A 15,395-nucleotide genomic window follows, 5' to 3' on the forward strand; every position below is an offset into this window, starting at 1 on the left:
CGGCTTCACGGCCGCGGCGCTTGCCGACACCCGCGGCACATGCGCTATCATTCATCCCTGTACAAACGTACAGCTTCCGACCATTTCCGTGCCGCCCGCCGTTCCCGCTCCCTACGCCTTCTATTACCTCGACAACTTCGAGCGCGCGCTCGCCTGGATCGCCGGGCGTTACGACGACCTGCTCGACCTGGCCGAGCAGGCATTCCTGCGCGAGTTCGCCGGCTTGCCGCGCGCCTCGCGCGCGCTGCTGGTGCGGATGCTGATGCGCAGCGGGCCGTGGTTCCGGCGCAGCAAGCTCGCCTATGACGAGATCGGCGACACGGCCGCGGCCGCCGCGCCGCTGGTGGCGCTGGGCTGGATCGACGCGGCGCCGGCGCTGGCGCTCGACGCCGTGTTCGCGCTGGCCACGCGCCCGGAACTGGCGCAGCGCTTCGCGGCGCCGAAGGGCGCGCGCAAGGCCGACTGGCTCGACGCGCTGCGCGCCGAGGCCGGCCACGCGCTCGAGCAGCCGTTCGAGGCCTGGCTGCCGGCCACCGGCGACAACGTGTTCGAGGTCCGCATCGGCGCGCTGTGCGAGCGGCTGCGGCTGATGTTCTTCGGCAACCTGCATCAGGACTGGTCCGAGTTCGTGCTCGCCGATCTCGGCGTGTTCCAGTACGAGCGGGTGGACATCGCGCCGTCCTCGCGCGCGTTCCAGCAGCGCGCCGACGTGGATGCGTATCTCGCGCTGTTCGTCTGCCGCGAGGCGCTGGCCGCCTGGCCCGACGACGCGCCGCTCGACGCGCTGACGGCCGAGGTGGGCGCCGTGGCGTGCGGGCAGGGCTGGCTCGAGATGCGCCGCGCCAAGCTGCTGCACGGCATCGGCAACGCCTGCGAGCGGCGCGCCGACTGGCCCGGCGCGCTGGCCGCCTATGCGGCGAGCGGCTGGCCCGGCAGCCGGCACCGCCGCATCCGCGTGCTGGAGCGCTGCGGGTGCGACGCCGACGCGCTCGCGCTGGCCGAGGCGGCCTCGGCGCAGCCGGAGAGCGAGGAGGAGCGCCAGCGCGTGGCGCGCATGCTGCCGCGCCTGCTCCGGCGCGCGGGCCGGCCCGTCGCGCGAGCCGCGGGCGCCGTGCTGGTGGCGCGCGAGACGCTGGTGCTCGCGGTGCCGCGCGTGCCGCATTCGGTCGAGACGGCGGTGGGCATGCATCTGTCGGGCGATGGCGCGATCGTCTATTACGTCGAGAACACGCTGATCAATTCGCTGTTCGGCCTGCTGTGCTGGGACGCCGTGTTCGCGGCCGTGCCCGGCGCGTTCTTCCACCCGTTCCAGCGCGGCCCGGCCGACCTGCACGCGCCCGACTTCCGCGCGCGTCGCGCGGCGCGTTTCGACGCCTGCCTCGCGCAGCTCGAGTCGGACGCCTGGCGCGAGACGGTGCTGCGCCGCCATGCGGAGAAGGCGGGCCTCCAGTCGCCGTTCGTGTTCTGGGGCGCGCTCGACGACGCGCTGCTCACGCTGGCGCTCGACTGCATCGATCCCGTGCATCTGCGGCGCTGCTTCGAGCGCCTGCTCGACGATCCGCGCGGCAACCGCTCGGGGCTGCCGGACCTGATCCGCTTCTGGCCGGCCGAGCGCCGCTACGAACTGATCGAGGTGAAGGGGCCGGGCGACCGCCTGCAGGACAACCAGATCCGCTGGCTCGACTACTGCGTCGGGCACGGCATGCCGGTGCGCGTGATCGACGTCGAATGGGCGGCGCAGATCGTGCCGGCCTCGCATGCGGGGGCGCGGATGGACGCTGCCGCTGCCGCTGCAGCAGGGCTGGCGGAGCCGGGCGCATGAACTACACCGTGGCCGTGCGCGCGATGTGCGAGTTCACCGCGAAGCACGGCGATCTCGACCTGCGCTTCACGCCGGCGCCGTCGGCGCAGGAGGGGATCATCGGCCACGGCATCGTCACCTCGCGGCGCGACGACGGCTACGAGCGCGAGATCGTGCTGACGGGCGAGCACGGCAACGTGACGGTGCGCGGCCGTGCCGACGGCTACGATCCGGCGCTGAACCGCATCGAGGAAATCAAGACCTATCGCGGCGACCTGAACCGCATGCCCGCCAACCATCGCGCGCTGCACTGGGCGCAGGCGCGCGTGTACGGGCACCTGCTCTGCAAGCTGCGCGACCTCGCGAACCTGACCGTGGCGATCGTCTATTTCGACGTCGATTCGCACCAGGAATCGGTGTTGACCGAGACGCACAGCGCCGAATCGCTGCGCGACTGGTTCGAGTCGCAATGCGAGCGCTTCGCCGCGTTCGCGGCACGCGAGACGGCGCACCGCGCGGCACGCGACGCCGCGCTGCGGGTGCTGCCGTTTCCGCACGGCGCGTTTCGCAGCGGGCAGCGCGCGCTGGCCGCCGACGTCTATCGCGCCGCGCGTGACGGCCGCGCGCTGCTCGCGCAGGCGCCGACCGGGATCGGCAAGACGGTCGGCACGCTGTTTCCGATGCTGCGCGCCTGCGGGGACGGCTATCTCGACCGCGTGCTGTTCCTGACCGCGAAGACGCCGGGCCGCGCGCTCGCGCTCGATGCGCTCGACTTGCTGCGCGGCGCGCATGCGGAAACGGCGGGGGGCGACGGGCAGGCTGTCGCCGGCTCGTCCGATGACGCGACCGCGATTCGCGCCGCCGCCGAGAAGGCCACGGAAGAGGCGGCGCCGGGCGTGGTCTTGGCGGCCTGCGTGGGCGATGCGCGGGGGACGCCTTCGCAGGCGGTCCCGGCTGTCGTCACCGATGCCGTTTCCGGCGTCGCGCCGGACGATGACGGCGGTGTGGCCGCAGTCGCCGTCACCGACGATGCTTCGATTGCAGCCGGCGGCGCCGGCGGCTCGAACGCCGCGATCGCCGATCGAGCCGCCTCCACCCCGGTCGCTCGCGACCGGCCGGTTCCTCCCGCCGCAAGTTCCGCGGCTGCCGGCACCCGTGCTCCAGCGATCGATTCCGCCACCACCGCCACCGCGCTGCCCCTGCGCACGCTCGAACTCGTCGCGCGCGACAAGGCCTGCGAGCATCCGGACCGCGCCTGTCACGGCGAATCGTGTCCGCTCGCGCGCGGCTTCTACGATCGGCTCGACGCCGCTCGCGCCGTGGCGCTCGCGCGTCTCAGGCTCGACCGCGCCACGGTGCGCGAGGTGGCGCTCGCGCACGAGATCTGCCCGTACTATCTCGCGCAGGAGCTGGCGCGCTGGGCCGACGTGATCGTCGGCGACTACAACTACTACTACGACGGCAGCGCGCTGCTGCATTCGCTCGCGGTGCAGAACCAGTGGCGGATCGGCGTGCTCGTCGACGAGGCCCACAACCTGCTCGACCGCGCGCGGGGCATGTACAGCGCGACGCTCGACCAGTTCGTGCTGGCCGACGCGAAGCGGCGCGCGACGCCCGCGCTCGCCGCGCCGCTGGAGCGGCTCAATCGCGAATGGAACGCGCTGAACCGCGAGCTGGAACAGGACTACGTGGTGCAGGCCACGGTGCCGTCGGCGCTGCTGCTGGCCGCGCAGCGCTTCATCGGCCGCGTCAGCGAACTGCTGGCCGACGTGCCGCTGTCGATCGAGCCGCAGGTGCTGCAGTTCGCGTTCGACGCGATGCATTTCGTGAACCTGGCCGAGCAGTTCGACACGCATTCGATCTTCGACATCACGCGCGTGGCGGGCGAAGCGGCGCGCGTGCGCGGCTCGCGCGGCGGGCGCGCGAAGTCGGTGCTGTGCGTGCGCAACGTGATTCCCGCCGATTTCCTCGCGCCGCGCCATGCGTTCGCGCGCGCCACCGTGCTGTTCTCCGGCACGCTGAGCCCGTTCCATTTCTATCGCGACACGCTCGGGCTGCCGGACGGCACGCCCGCGCTCGACGTCGACGGGCCGTTTCGCGCCTCGCAGTTGCAGGTCCACGTGGCCAGCCACGTCTCGACGCGCTGGCGCGACCGCGAGGGGTCGCTGGCGCCGATCGTCGAACTGATCGCGACGCAGTACGCGCGGCGGCCCGGCAACTACCTCGGCTTCCTGAGCAGCTTCGATTACCTGCGGCGCATCGTGGAACTGATGCGCGAGCGGCACCCCGAGGTGCCCGTCTGGGCGCAGGAACGCGGCATGGACGAGGCCGCGCGCGACGCGTTCCTCGCACGCTTTCGCGACGGCGGCCGCGGCGTGGGCTTTGCCGTGCTCGGCGGCGCGTTCGCCGAGGGCATCGATCTGGCCGGCGACCGGCTGATCGGCGCGTTCATCGCCACGCTCGGGCTGCCGCAGGTCAACGACGTCAACGAACAGATGCGTCGCGCGCTCGACGCGCGTTTCGGCAGCGGCTACGACTACATGTACCTGTTCCCGGGCATGCAGAAGGTGGTGCAGGCCGCCGGGCGCGTGATCCGCACCGAACACGACGAGGGCGTCGTGCATCTGATCGACGACCGGTACCGGCGCCGTGAGGTGCAGCGGCTGCTGCCGAGGTGGTGGCGGATCGAGGGGTAGTCTTACTGTGTCAATAAATTCCTACCATGACAGAAACTTCTGCATCCATGGCGCGAGCAATGATGAACTGGGAGACGTCGTTCGAGCGGTATCTGGCATTTGTGCGAAGCGCTTGGGCATCACGATCGCGCATCAGGCTTGAAGGGCTATTGCCAAGGGCTGATGCTGCCATTTCGGCGCAAGAGCATCGAGCCATTGGCGGCACATCTGGAACCGGAGCAGGTAAGCGCACGGCACCAGTCGCAGCATCATTTCGTGGCGAAGTCGGAATGGTCTGATACGGCGCTGCTCGAGCAGGTGCGGCGCTGGGTACTGCCGCACATGGACCCCGCTGGCGGGTTGTACCGGATCCTTGACGACACTGGATTTCCCAAGAAGGGCAAGCATTCGGTCGGCGTGGCGCGTCAATTCTGCGGTCAGTTGGGCCAGCAGGACAACTGCCAGATTGCGGTGAGCCTGCCAGTGGCGACGGAAGACGCAAGCCTACCGGTGTCGTATCGACTGTATCTGCCGCGTGAATGGAGCGATGCTCCCGCGCGACGACGGAAAGCAGGCGTGCCCGAAGAAATCGCTGGGCGGTCTGACGCCTGCGACCTACGCTCGCCGACTGGCGGCAAAAGCCAAGACATCAACCCAGGATTCTAAAGCCGGGCGCTACTGAAAACGAGGGGACGTCGGACGTGTGGGCGGTCGGCAAGGTGACCACGATGCAGGCTGGCGAAGACCATATTGGAAACCACAGGGTGCCTGGACGGTTGGTGGGACCGATCGTCGTGCGCCTCGCGGATGGGCTGCGGACAAATACGACGACGGACCGCACGGTTAGGCGATACCGGTGCTTACAGGCAATAGCTCGTCTGCAAACGTGCTCGGCCCTCGACTGCTCGTCGGGGAGCGGCCCGCCGCTGGCTGCGCTAGGCTGGACCTGTGTCTAATGCGGAGCCAATCGTGCGATTAGCGCCGGTAGATCGGTCCACGTAACGCGTCGTATCGGCAGGATGACGTTCGCGCCGGGAAAGGTGTCGGTGAATGGGGCCGACTCGTTGCCGCTGATACGCCGGTAGAACTCTCGCGCCTGCGTGTTGCCATCGAGCACGTAAAGGTAAAGCGGCCGCCCTGGCCAGCCTTCGATCGCGCGGGCGGCGCACTGTGCAAGCAGTCGCTTGCCAAGGCCGCAGCCCTGGAACGCGGGAAGGACGTGTAGGTTGTCGAGGTAGACGCCGTATTCCGGTTCCGACGCGGGCCTGAGACAGCTGAAGCCCGCAGGCGTGCCATCGACGCGGCCGAGCGAGATCTCCAGCGGTCCGTCGGCACCTTCGAGCAGGCGGGCCCGCCACGTGACGCGACGCTCGGTCGGAGCCCGATGCATCAAGTAGTCGGCCGGTAGCAGCCCGGCATACGCGTGCTGCCAGCTGACGGTTTGGATGGCAGCTATCGTGTCAACGAAGCCTTCGTCGTAGGGGCTGGTAATAAGAGGAAGGTCGATGCGAGGCATAGGGAGGCTCTGGAAGGCGACTTCTGCATTCTGCCGCATTGCAGGGCTCACCGGCAGCGATTGATCGTGACCAGCGTGTTGCTGGACGCCCGTCTCCTAGGCCGCTCTGTTGACGGGCTGCCGCTCGGGCGCGGGTCGCGGTGCGCGAGTGCGGAGGCTGGTGCCATGCACAGCCTGGGTCCGGTGCTGGGCGGCACCGCCACACGAGGTCGACGTGCCGACGAACCGCACGGCAGCGGTCGTCCGGGTTCGATCGGTTGCGGCTGTTCCATGCGCTCAATCCCGCCCTTGATCCTTCGTCATGTCGCGTTGATATCTGGAATGACGTGTTAGGATTTTGCAAAAATCGAATGCCATTTTTTTCGGCATCAAATATTTCGATCTTTACCTGAAGAGAATAAAAAAATGCGGCGAATTCCAGCGGGGATGGCTGAACTCTTGCTCTGTGCGATCTTGCTCTCGCAAACCGCTTGCGACGAGGTCAAGGTAAGCGTTCCCGATGACATCAAACCTGCTGTGGACGCGTACCGGCTGTCGAGTATCGGTGTTTCCGATTTGACCAGGCCGGAGATTCGGCGCTCGCTGGTTCAACTGAGCCGCGAGGCCTGCAATCGCGATGCAATGGGCCGCATGGCCGCGCAGATCGACCGGCTCGGTTACCGGCGCGAGAGTGCGGACGCGCTGGTCGGCTTCGTGGATCGATGCGGCAGGGCGGACGGATTCCTGAGCGCGGCTCTCGAGGATCTGATTGCCGCCAGCGACTCCAAAGGTGCGGTGGCGGTCGCCAATCGCCTGCTCGCGAACGATGCCACCGAACCGCAATACTATTTCGATCGCGGCCGTGCCTACGAAGTCGGCCAGCTGGACGACGCGGCGCTGGCCGACTACATGCAAGTGCTGGCCTTGTCGCCGAACCGCGCGTCGATCACCAGCAACCTGTTCATCCGCATCGCCGATCTGCATGCCAAGGCCGGCCAGTATTGCGATGCGGTGAGCGCGATCCGGATGTGGGTATCGGCCGATCCCGAGCGTGCCGACAACGCAGCAGCCAAGAATAGGATTGCCCGTTACGCCTCGCAGGCAAACTGTCCATCGAACTACGCCTCGGGGCAGGAGCGCTTCGCGCGCTCGAGCGGCAACACCATCCGAGTCAATGCACGCATCAATGGCGTGGAGGGCACCTTCATCGTCGATACCGGCGCGAGTTATGTCATGACGAGCCGAGACTTCGCGCGGCGAGCCCGGATCGACACCGCGCAGGCCCGGCATATTCACCTGCAGACCGCCAATGGATCGCGTGAAGGCCTGCTCGCTCAAGCGAATTCCGTCACGCTCGGCAAGGTGGAGGCTTCCGCCGTGCCTGTGTCGGTCGACCCCGCGGCCAAGACACCGTTCGGGCAGGGTATCGACGGCCTGCTGGGCCAATCGTTTCTTTCGCGATTCGAAGTCTCATTCACACCAACGCAGTGGTCGATCCGGCAGCATTCCTGAGTATCGACATCGTAGGCTTGTACGACCTCCCACCACGCTTGCGGGGCGCAAGACGTTCGCCCCGCGGTTTGCTTCATGGTAGGCTGCATTCGGCCATCAAACGACGCTCGACTGAGGCGTCAGAACAGGCGACAATTTCTCGTCTCGTAAGCGTTCCGCGTATCCGGTAGAAAAATCTAACCTGTTCGAAATGAATTTGAGAGTCGCATGTCCGCTTATCGAAAACTAGCGTTATATAGCGATCAGGACTTTCCCGCTAACGAAGAAATGGATGCGCGTCTTCTACGACTGATCGGACGACCGCAGCCGAAGATTGGATATATCCCCGCGACAGGGGACCCAGAGCGCATTTACTTCCGGCGCAAAGCGGACTACTACGCCGCGATTGGCGCCAATTTGGTAGTGTACGTGGACCCAAGCCAAGGCACATCGGAAGCAGAATGGTCCACTCTGCTCTCGTGCGATGCGATTCACCTCTCTGGCGGAAATACATTCTCATTCTTGTCGTGGCTGCAGCGACGTAACGTCCTGCCGCTCCTGACTCGGTACGTATCCGAAGGAGGGGTGCTGATCGGCGTAAGTGCGGGTGCTATCTTGATGACACCAAGCGTGAATTCAGCATTACTGTGCGGCGATGTGTGGGACGAACAATTGATGAATGACGTAGGACTCGGCCTAGTTGATTTCCACTTTTGGCCGCACTTCATCTCTGAAAGCGTTACCCGAGATCAGGCAAAGTTGTCTTCTACTATCCCAGACCTCTATGCGTGTCCCGACGGTTCGGGGATTGTCATTGACGGCAATGAAGTCGAGTTGTTCGGACAGGTTCATCGATACGACTCGGAAGCGATTCGTTCTACCTCTCTTTAAGAATTGAGGTCGTCTATTCTGCGTTGATGGCCTATGCTCGGTTACTGAAGGTCCGCTTCGTAGAAAATCGAACGTCATATATGGGTCAGTAGCCGTCTGCCGCATCCGTCTGTAGGCGGCCAGGAGAAGTCGGTCGGGTGCCGGATTGAGCGCCGAATAGCGGCCACTCGCCCGCTGCTGAAGCGAGAGGGAATCGGTCCGACTCCTGGAGCTAGCCTTGTTGCAACGCCCACGGCCGCACCTGATCAGTAGAGGTCGTTGTGCATCCCATGTTGGTAATGAGCATTGACTTGCTCAATCTGTTCGTCGGTCATTCCGGCCTGCGCGTCGTCGAGCATGGTCAGTTCTGCGAGCATCTGCCCGACCGTCGGGAGAGCATGGGGGGAGATGCGGGAGTCGTCCTGCCAGAGCTTTGCTCGGTTAATGGCCTTGCCGCAATGCATCAGTACCTCGTCGATGGTCACCACGGTGGCCGTCTTAGGGATGCGCTCGCCTTCCGTGAGCGCCGCCAGCAGCGAGGGCTCGGTCGAGATCCGGCCGCGCCCGTTGATACGCATGAAGATATCCAGGCCCGGAAACAAAAACATCAGCCCCAGGCGGCCGTCGCTTTCGAGATTACGCAGTGACTCGATCCGGTTGTTGCCAGGCCAGTCGGCGTACGCCACGGTTCGGCTATCGAGCACGCGGACGAAACCTGGCGGACCGCCGCGCGGCGATGCGTCGAGTCCGTGCTCGCTGCCGGTGGCCAGGCAGAAGAAGGTTGCCGCCTTCAGGTATTCGATGTGACACCCGATGAGGCGGTCAAGCACGGCTTTTTGGATCCTTTGGACGGGCGGATCGTAAAGCGTGTCCAAGTCTGGTCGCCGGTCACCTTGGCTCTCATTGCGGGTCTCATTCGAGGTCATCGGTCAATCTCCAGGGGTAGTCTCTGGGGTAGCTAGCGAAGGATAGACGTCAATTCGTGGCGGCTGTAAAGCGATCAAGCCATTCAGTATTAAAATGCCGCCATGAGCCACTTGAATTTCGATGCGAACGCGCGCGACAGTTCGGCCGGGCCGGTCGTGTTCGTCGTCGCTGGACGTGGCGAGGATGAGCACGCCACTGAGCCGCATCAACATGCGCGTGGACAACTCTTCGGCTCCCTTCGCGGCCTCCTGACCGTGGAGCTCGACGAGGGCGTATGGGTTGTTCCCGCGATCCATGCCGTGTGGATACCTCCCCACTACAAACACGGCGGCAAGACACACGGCCCATTCCATGGCTGGAGCGCATACATCGCCGAGGCTGCGTGCGGGAGCCTGCCCAAGCAGCCCTGCGCGCTGCGGACCTCGGGGCTGCTTCGAGAGGCGGTGCTGCGCGCGAGCCAATGGCCGATCGCTGCGCTCGACGAGCAGAAGACGCACGTGGCCGAAGTCATCCTCGACGAAATCCGGACGCTCCCGATCGAACCCCTGGGCCTGCCGTTTCCGCGCGATCCGCGTCTACATCGGATAGCCAGGGCGTTGATCGCCAACCCAGCTGATGACCGTGATCTGAAGCGCTGGGCAACGTGGGCGTCAGTAAGTTCACGCACGCTGAGCCGCCGATTCGTCGCGGAAACTGGGTTCAATTTCACGGCGTGGCGCCAGCGGGCGAGATTGATGCGGTCGCTCGAAATGCTCGCGGCCGGGATGCCGGTCACTGCGATAGCGCTCGACCTGGGCTATTCGACGGCCAGTGCCTACATCACTTTGTTCAGACGCACATTCGCTGAAACCCCCGCTGCTTACCGGCTTCGACTTCAGTCCTGACCGCGCCTGCAAAAAACGGGCTGTAGCCGCGAATTTCATTGCTGGCATCTACTTCGGCGTATGCACCAGCGGCAGGTATCCGGCTAGGACTGGTCTGGGTCGCCGGCGGGCTGCACCGGACGCCGCCCGGCGAATTCTGGCCAGTTTACGACGTTCGACAACGTAGCCAGGATCGCTGACAATCGGAAGCGGGTCATTTCGTATTAACGCGCTGAATTCGAAGATGAAAAAGAAGAACTGGAAATTCGCTGCCTGCGTCGTGTTTTCTCAGCTAACGGGGTGCGCAAACGATATTGCACAGACGACAAGCAATGTGCCAACGATACCCCTCGAGCAAGTAATCAACCATTGCTTGGCGCGCGTTGCCCCGCAAGGAGGGCCGACGCCTACGCAAAACAACCTCACTGCATCGCAATGGATCGGCTATGTCACTTGCGCCATGAGTAGCAATTTGCGAGTCGACGTCGATCAGGTTCACGAGAACCCGGCGGCAACTGTCGAGATCCTCATAGGCAATGATGGGGCTATCAACTCCGTGAAGCGCTTGCGGACGAGTGGCAATGAAGCTTGGGATCGTGCTGTCGACATATCGATCAGAGCTGCACCTCCTCTGGCGCCAGCGCCTACTGCACGCTATTTTTCGAAGTTGGATCTGATTTTCACGCCATTTTCACAAGGTGGCGGGATGAGTCGTGGCGCAACTCTGACAGGGCAAAGTCATTGGTCGATGCACCAATGCACGACGGCCGGCGGTGCCGTAGCATGCAATTAGCTTCTGAGTTAGATCGAGTATGAGTGGCTGCTTTCTGGAATTACGGATGACTGTTCGGGGTCGCCTACCGCCGGTCGAGCTGCACCGAGCGCCAACCGGCGACTTCCGGCTGTTATGAGCCATTCGAGATTGCTACCGGATTGGGCGTTGCAAGACGATGAGTTCGCCGGTAAACCGCGGACTGCTTTCGCGTCGAATCTCCGCGAAGCCCTCGCGCTGCCAGAATGAATAGGCGCGAGGATTGGTTGAAACAACTGCAAGTTGCGCCGTGCGGTAGCCCCATTCGCCCGCCATCTCAATCAACAACCCTAATGCGGCCTTCCCGTAGCCTCGCCCCTGATGTGCCTCGGAGAAAAGCATCAGGCCGATCCATACGCAGTCGCCATTTGGATACGAACGGATTACATCCGCGCAGCCGATCATGTCCCATTCAACATAGAATCCAAACACTGATTTGTGTGCCGCATCTGTGCCCACTGGCTTGCCGAAGAAGAAGTCGTCGACATCTTCCGTGGAGGGCGGACGACCTTCGACAAGTTCAGTGTAGGCAGGTGCTTCGGTGAAGATGCGTAAGACGCTTGCGCGGTCGCTGGCCGATTCGTTGGTAAGTGGGAGCGATGTAAGCATTGTGTAATCGCGGGAGACGAGGAATTTGATTCTAAGCTGGTTGATTCCGCAATGACCTCATGCATCGTCGCTGCGAACGTCCGCTACATAGAAATGTCGCTTCAGGGTCGGCAAGAGAAGCTCGCGCCGAGATCGGGCAGGCCGCTAACGGGTGCCGGCCGAACTTCCGGGTTCGGCCAGGACGTGACGCTCGGCGCCCGCTCCTACATCGTCAGCGATCAACCGGCAGCAAGGGCTGGCTCAACCGTCACGACAACGTGTCGGTGTGAACGGCGGCACGGCGATAAGTAAAGACGGTGTAGCTGGTCGGACCGCTTACGTCGACCCTTTCTGCGCAATGGAAGTCCGCCGGCAAATCTGGAAACGTTGCATCGCCCGTCGGCTCCAAGTCGAGTTCTGTGAGATACACAGTATCTGCATACGGCAAAAACAGGCGATAAATCTGCTCACCGCCTGCGATAAAAACCTCTTCCCGCGAATCGTTTGCGATGACTTCAAGCGCATCCTGCAGCGTGGTGCATGTCGACACCCGTTCGGCGGCGATAGACTGTCTTCCAATCACCAGGACGTCCCGGTTTGGTAGCGGTCGACCTATCGACTCGTATGTCCGTCGTCCCATTAGCACCAGGTGACCTTCGGTCAGTTGGCGAAACCGCTGCTGCTCTCCCGGCACCCGCCACGGAATGTCGTTGGCCGCGCCGATCACCCGATTTTTCGCCATCGCAGCTATCATTGAAATCGTCTTGCCGTTCAACATTCGCTCATCTCGCTGTGGGTTTTTCAGCCTATTCTAATGGCGACCAAAGTAGGCGGTGACGAGTGGCGGCCGTCGAGGAAACCGAAGGGTTGGCGTATATCGGGTTGCGACTGCCGCGCGTTGAAGGGCGGCAGTCGGCCGAGATCGGCAAGAAAGGGACATTCGACATGGATGCTTGGATCGCCGACAATCTGGTTCCTTGACGGGAACCCGCGACGCCGCACCGATGGCAACAAGATTCGACATTGTGAAGTTTCGTCCCTTGACGATACTTATCGCTTCCATTGGCTTATGGAGCATTGTCATACCGATGCTGCAGCCAGCGCCCCCGTCCAAGCTTTCGGACCTATGCCACTTGAATGCGTCTGGCGATCCGGCAATAGACAAAGTGGCTGCCGGGCGCGTATCGCACATTACAAATGCCTACTTCATCCAGGAGGCAGGGGACAACGCCACGCTTCTGTCGCGTTGTGCCAAGGGTGGTTGTGGTCCACTCGATCCGAGACTTTTCGAGGCGCGGGTCGGTTCCCCAGTACGTGCAGAGTTCTGCGGCGGCCATCCGGTAGAAGTGACGATTTCCGGTACCGAAGTATTTCGATTGACTCAGCAGTATCTCGATGGTCAAGTTGCCGCGACTCGACGAAGTAGTAAGTGGATGATCCAATTCGGAGCTTTCTGGTGTGGCTTATGGTTGCTTCTGCAAATGATCGCAGAGATTCGATTCAAGCGATTAAATACATAGCTACGCACCCGGGCAGCTAGTCGTCCACTCGTGGCTAACTTGATCGGTTCGAATGATTGCCTTCGAGATCGTCCTCAGGGTCCGCTACCGCGGACCGCATCAGGCAGCGGTCGGCTGCGGACACTCGGCCGCCATAGATTACGTTATAGAAATCAGATGCTCTTGTTGAGCGACCTTTTGAGAAACAATCACATATGCAGCGATTTCGAAAGTATATATTTACATTGCTTTCCCTGAGCCTTGTCGGCAGCTTCGTGATAGCGATTGCTTTGCAACCGCTCGTATCTGCCACCTTTGCAACGAGAGAGTTCTCTCAGTGTATCAATCCGCTCGTGGTTGCCGTAATCAGCGTAATTGGCCTGATCGTCTTGGCAACACTTTTATGGCTCGCGCTCTGGCGTTCGCCATCGTCTTCGTCTGCGAAGCCGCCATTAGCTATGCTAGAAGCGGCCGGACTGCCAGCGCTGCCGTCGCAAGTCATTGTCTTCGTTTTGGTTTTTGGCGCCCTTAACTGCCTGACTTTCTGTTTTCTTATTGGCGATATTGAAGCGCTTGTAGTCAGATTATCGGCCAAAAGAGATGTGTTTTACGAAGAAACTGTTAAAGAAACATATCAGAAAGGATGTGGCAATGCGGTTGAATGGATCGACTCGTTCGTTGGCGGCAGCGTGACCGTTTGCTTGACCTCCCCATTATTTACAAAGCACGGCGGTCCGATCAGCAGATTGTCGATTGTGCATTCGCTGCGTGGCCCATTCGGCATACGTGTTCTGACGGTTCATGCGGTCGATTCCGAGCCGGGCCGTGTCGATTTTTCTCAAATGCAGACAAATCCGGCCACGCACTGAACCGGCTCGATTGCCGATTGCCTGATTTCAGGGTTAAATCTACCGTGGCATGAGACGCCTGTCGGCCAGAAGGCGGCATTCGATGCAGGGAGTAGAATCGCCGACGATCGGACGGCGACGCCGCGCCGAGCTTTCTTCTAGGAGTGACGCAATGGACGAAGCGCTTACCGACCTCAGTTCTTTCTCTTTCGTTCTCGCAGTACCAGATATCGATGCCAGTGCCGCGTACTTTCGCGACGCGCTTGGTTTCCGATTGGATTGGCCTGATGGCATCGGGTGGAAGTTGGCAACGAGAGGAGGCGTGCGCGTCATGCTTGGCCATTGTCCCGACGCGATGCGGCCATCGGCAACAGGCGACCACAACTATTTCGGTTACGCCCATGTGACGAATGCCGACGCGCTTCATGAAGAACTTGTCGCTCGGGGTGCCATCATCCTGCAACCTCCGACCGACAAACCGCATGGCATGCGCGAATTTCTCGTGGGCACCCCAGACGGTCATCGACTGATGATCGGCCAAGACCTGTCCAAATGAAGGGCCGTTGTGGTGTGAGACCGCTCACTGGCTGAAACGGGTCGCATGCATCTATTTGCCCGCAGGCCGGCTGCATATGCGGTACGCATGAGGCGCTGATCGGCCAAGAGCGGTCAGTCGATAGCAGGCTCCAGATCGTCAACAATTCAACGCCGCATATCGTTCAAGAATCTCATGTATCGGATACGGAACTCGCGTTTCTTTATCTCAGAATGTCTCTCAGAGCCAGTCTTCGTATTGGAAGGAGCCGCGTCGGAATGGCTCTTTGCCTCGGGGTTCTGGACTCGGGTTAACCGCTTGATGGGGACGATGTACGATCAGTACGAAGAGGACGAGGCGTCTCCCGCGACTCTCGAGCAGATTGCATCACGAATGCGTTGCCAGATTCGTGAGCTTGAAATGGGCGACGAAGAAATGATTCGTTTCACGTGTGGGTGGTTCAGTACAGGCGCAGCTTGTGTCCTCGAAACCCCGAGGGCCGTCCTCGTATCGCAACTAATTTTGCTCCAAAGTTTTCTGGAGCGGATGGCTGAAAGCGGCACTACTCTTGAGTTAAGCCTTTGAAGGCAACACTGCCATGAACATTGAAACAATGGCCGCTCGATGTGAAGATCAAAAGTTGAGTTTGCCTGACGTTGATACCGCATGCCAAGCCGCGAAAATGTCAAGGCTGGAATTTTTTGACGAGCTGGCCCGCTGGCTTGCCATCGAGTTCCTCGAAGGCCGGCGCGATTTCACGTTTTGCGATGGCGTCGTCAACAACATGATGCCGCTCGCAGATTGGAACCTCAGTGATTTTGCGTGGTCGATTTTCCATGCGTTCGACAATGGCGAGTTCTACCATAGGGAGGATTCGCGAGATGTCAATCCCGTGGAGAAATACACAAAACCGATGCTGGCGCGAGCGTTAGCGGAACTGAAATGATCGCTTACATGGAATGGGTACGAACGGCCGAAGATCGGAGAAGGCA

Annotated in this window: 15 protein-coding genes and 1 pseudogene; 12 read left to right on the forward strand and 4 right to left on the reverse strand. The window is 62.2% G+C overall.

All coding sequences use genetic code 11. The features are described 5' to 3' along the window. Positions 1–88: 88 nt before the first annotated feature. The 3 genes and pseudogenes from bpln_RS24915 to bpln_RS34445 all read left to right on the forward strand — a co-directional run. Positions 89–1,822: a VRR-NUC domain-containing protein gene (locus bpln_RS24915; RefSeq protein ID WP_055140301.1), complete on the forward strand. Its 1,734-nt coding sequence runs from the start codon at positions 89–91 to the stop codon at positions 1,820–1,822. Next, the gene (locus bpln_RS37950; RefSeq protein ID WP_055140302.1) at positions 1,819–4,497 is read left to right on the forward strand and encodes an ATP-dependent DNA helicase; all 2,679 of its coding nucleotides are present in this window, start codon (positions 1,819–1,821) and stop codon (positions 4,495–4,497) included. Before bpln_RS24915 ends, bpln_RS37950 begins: the two co-directional genes overlap by 4 nt. Before the next feature lie 62 nt (positions 4,498–4,559). Continuing rightward, positions 4,560–5,067, forward strand: a pseudogene (locus bpln_RS34445) (IS701 family transposase); the annotation flags it as partial. A gap of 361 nt (positions 5,068–5,428) precedes the next feature. Here the strand turns inward: bpln_RS34445 and bpln_RS24925 are convergent. Further along, positions 5,429–5,992, reverse strand: coding sequence for a GNAT family N-acetyltransferase (locus tag bpln_RS24925; RefSeq protein ID WP_055141210.1), 564 nt, complete (start codon positions 5,990–5,992; stop codon positions 5,429–5,431). A gap of 426 nt (positions 5,993–6,418) precedes the next feature. On the opposite strand from bpln_RS24925, the gene bpln_RS24930 reads away from it, so the two are divergent. Next, the gene (locus tag bpln_RS24930; protein ID WP_158512067.1) at positions 6,419–7,483 is read left to right on the forward strand and encodes a retropepsin-like aspartic protease family protein; all 1,065 of its coding nucleotides are present in this window, start codon (positions 6,419–6,421) and stop codon (positions 7,481–7,483) included. 207 nt (positions 7,484–7,690) lie between these two features. Continuing rightward, positions 7,691–8,353: a Type 1 glutamine amidotransferase-like domain-containing protein gene (locus tag bpln_RS34450; RefSeq protein ID WP_082465424.1), complete on the forward strand. Its 663-nt coding sequence runs from the start codon at positions 7,691–7,693 to the stop codon at positions 8,351–8,353. 245 nt (positions 8,354–8,598) lie between these two features. Here the strand turns inward: bpln_RS34450 and bpln_RS24935 are convergent, their stop codons facing one another. Further along, positions 8,599–9,258, reverse strand: a complete 660-nt coding sequence (locus bpln_RS24935) for an MSMEG_1061 family FMN-dependent PPOX-type flavoprotein (RefSeq protein ID WP_055140304.1) — start codon at positions 9,256–9,258, stop codon at positions 8,599–8,601. Between the two features lie 102 nt (positions 9,259–9,360). On the opposite strand from bpln_RS24935, the gene bpln_RS24940 reads away from it, so the two are divergent. Both bpln_RS24940 and bpln_RS34455 read left to right on the forward strand, forming a co-directional pair. Continuing rightward, positions 9,361–10,143: an AraC family transcriptional regulator gene (locus bpln_RS24940; RefSeq protein WP_055140305.1), complete on the forward strand. Its 783-nt coding sequence runs from the start codon at positions 9,361–9,363 to the stop codon at positions 10,141–10,143. Positions 10,144–10,366: 223 nt separating this feature from the next. Next, entirely contained in the window at positions 10,367–10,915 is a 549-nt protein-coding gene (locus tag bpln_RS34455) for a TonB C-terminal domain-containing protein (protein WP_082465425.1), read from the forward strand. A 132-nt stretch (positions 10,916–11,047) separates the two neighbouring features. Here bpln_RS34455 and bpln_RS34460 read toward each other — a convergent pair whose 3' ends face one another. Together bpln_RS34460 and bpln_RS34465 are read right to left on the reverse strand one after the other, a co-directional pair. Continuing rightward, on the reverse strand, positions 11,048–11,542 hold the full coding sequence (locus tag bpln_RS34460) for a GNAT family N-acetyltransferase (protein ID WP_082465426.1): 495 nt from the start codon (positions 11,540–11,542) through the stop codon (positions 11,048–11,050). A 247-nt stretch (positions 11,543–11,789) separates the two neighbouring features. Continuing rightward, a complete protein-coding gene (locus bpln_RS34465) occupies positions 11,790–12,299 on the reverse strand; it encodes a dihydrofolate reductase (protein WP_082465427.1) in 510 nt (169 codons plus the stop codon). Positions 12,300–12,361: 62 nt separating this feature from the next. On the opposite strand from bpln_RS34465, the gene bpln_RS36850 reads away from it, so the two are divergent. The 5 genes from bpln_RS36850 (at position 12,362) to bpln_RS24950 (ending at position 15,349) form a co-directional block, all read left to right on the forward strand. Beyond that, complete coding sequence (locus tag bpln_RS36850; protein ID WP_158512068.1) at positions 12,362–12,502, forward strand: hypothetical protein; 141 nt, start codon at positions 12,362–12,364, stop codon at positions 12,500–12,502. A gap of 23 nt (positions 12,503–12,525) precedes the next feature. Further along, positions 12,526–13,041, forward strand: a complete 516-nt coding sequence (locus bpln_RS36110) for a hypothetical protein (protein ID WP_148654161.1) — start codon at positions 12,526–12,528, stop codon at positions 13,039–13,041. Between the two features lie 194 nt (positions 13,042–13,235). Further along, entirely contained in the window at positions 13,236–13,889 is a 654-nt protein-coding gene (locus bpln_RS36115) for a hypothetical protein (RefSeq protein WP_148654162.1), read from the forward strand. 151 nt (positions 13,890–14,040) lie between these two features. Continuing rightward, positions 14,041–14,424 carry a VOC family protein gene (locus bpln_RS34470; protein WP_082465428.1) on the forward strand — a complete coding sequence of 128 codons (384 nt, stop codon included), beginning with the start codon at positions 14,041–14,043 and terminating at the stop codon, positions 14,422–14,424. Positions 14,425–15,001: 577 nt separating this feature from the next. Continuing rightward, a complete protein-coding gene (locus tag bpln_RS24950) occupies positions 15,002–15,349 on the forward strand; it encodes a hypothetical protein (protein WP_148654163.1) in 348 nt (115 codons plus the stop codon). The last annotated feature ends 46 nt before the right edge of the window (positions 15,350–15,395 follow it).

Origin of the sequence: Burkholderia plantarii (assembly GCF_001411805.1) — a bacterium.
In the GTDB taxonomy this organism is placed as follows: Bacteria; Pseudomonadota; Gammaproteobacteria; order Burkholderiales; family Burkholderiaceae; genus Burkholderia; species Burkholderia plantarii.

Excerpts from the sequence above, each read along its gene's own strand:
- bpln_RS37950 (WP_055140302.1), top strand. The coding sequence starts at position 1,819 with ATGAACTACACCGTGGCCGTGCGCGCGATGTGCGAGTTCACCGCGAAG.
- bpln_RS24925 (WP_055141210.1), bottom strand. The coding sequence starts at position 5,992 with ATGCCTCGCATCGACCTTCCTCTTATTACCAGCCCCTACGACGAAGGC.
- bpln_RS24930 (WP_158512067.1), top strand. The coding sequence starts at position 6,419 with ATGGCTGAACTCTTGCTCTGTGCGATCTTGCTCTCGCAAACCGCTTGC.
- bpln_RS34450 (WP_082465424.1), top strand. The coding sequence starts at position 7,691 with ATGTCCGCTTATCGAAAACTAGCGTTATATAGCGATCAGGACTTTCCC.
- bpln_RS24935 (WP_055140304.1), bottom strand. The coding sequence starts at position 9,258 with ATGACCTCGAATGAGACCCGCAATGAGAGCCAAGGTGACCGGCGACCA.
- bpln_RS24940 (WP_055140305.1), top strand. The coding sequence starts at position 9,361 with ATGAGCCACTTGAATTTCGATGCGAACGCGCGCGACAGTTCGGCCGGG.
- bpln_RS34455 (WP_082465425.1), top strand. The coding sequence starts at position 10,367 with ATGAAAAAGAAGAACTGGAAATTCGCTGCCTGCGTCGTGTTTTCTCAG.
- bpln_RS34460 (WP_082465426.1), bottom strand. The coding sequence starts at position 11,542 with ATGCTTACATCGCTCCCACTTACCAACGAATCGGCCAGCGACCGCGCA.
- bpln_RS34465 (WP_082465427.1), bottom strand. The coding sequence starts at position 12,299 with ATGTTGAACGGCAAGACGATTTCAATGATAGCTGCGATGGCGAAAAAT.
- bpln_RS36110 (WP_148654161.1), top strand. The coding sequence starts at position 12,526 with ATGGCAACAAGATTCGACATTGTGAAGTTTCGTCCCTTGACGATACTT.
- bpln_RS36115 (WP_148654162.1), top strand. The coding sequence starts at position 13,236 with ATGCAGCGATTTCGAAAGTATATATTTACATTGCTTTCCCTGAGCCTT.
- bpln_RS34470 (WP_082465428.1), top strand. The coding sequence starts at position 14,041 with ATGGACGAAGCGCTTACCGACCTCAGTTCTTTCTCTTTCGTTCTCGCA.
- bpln_RS24950 (WP_148654163.1), top strand. The coding sequence starts at position 15,002 with ATGAACATTGAAACAATGGCCGCTCGATGTGAAGATCAAAAGTTGAGT.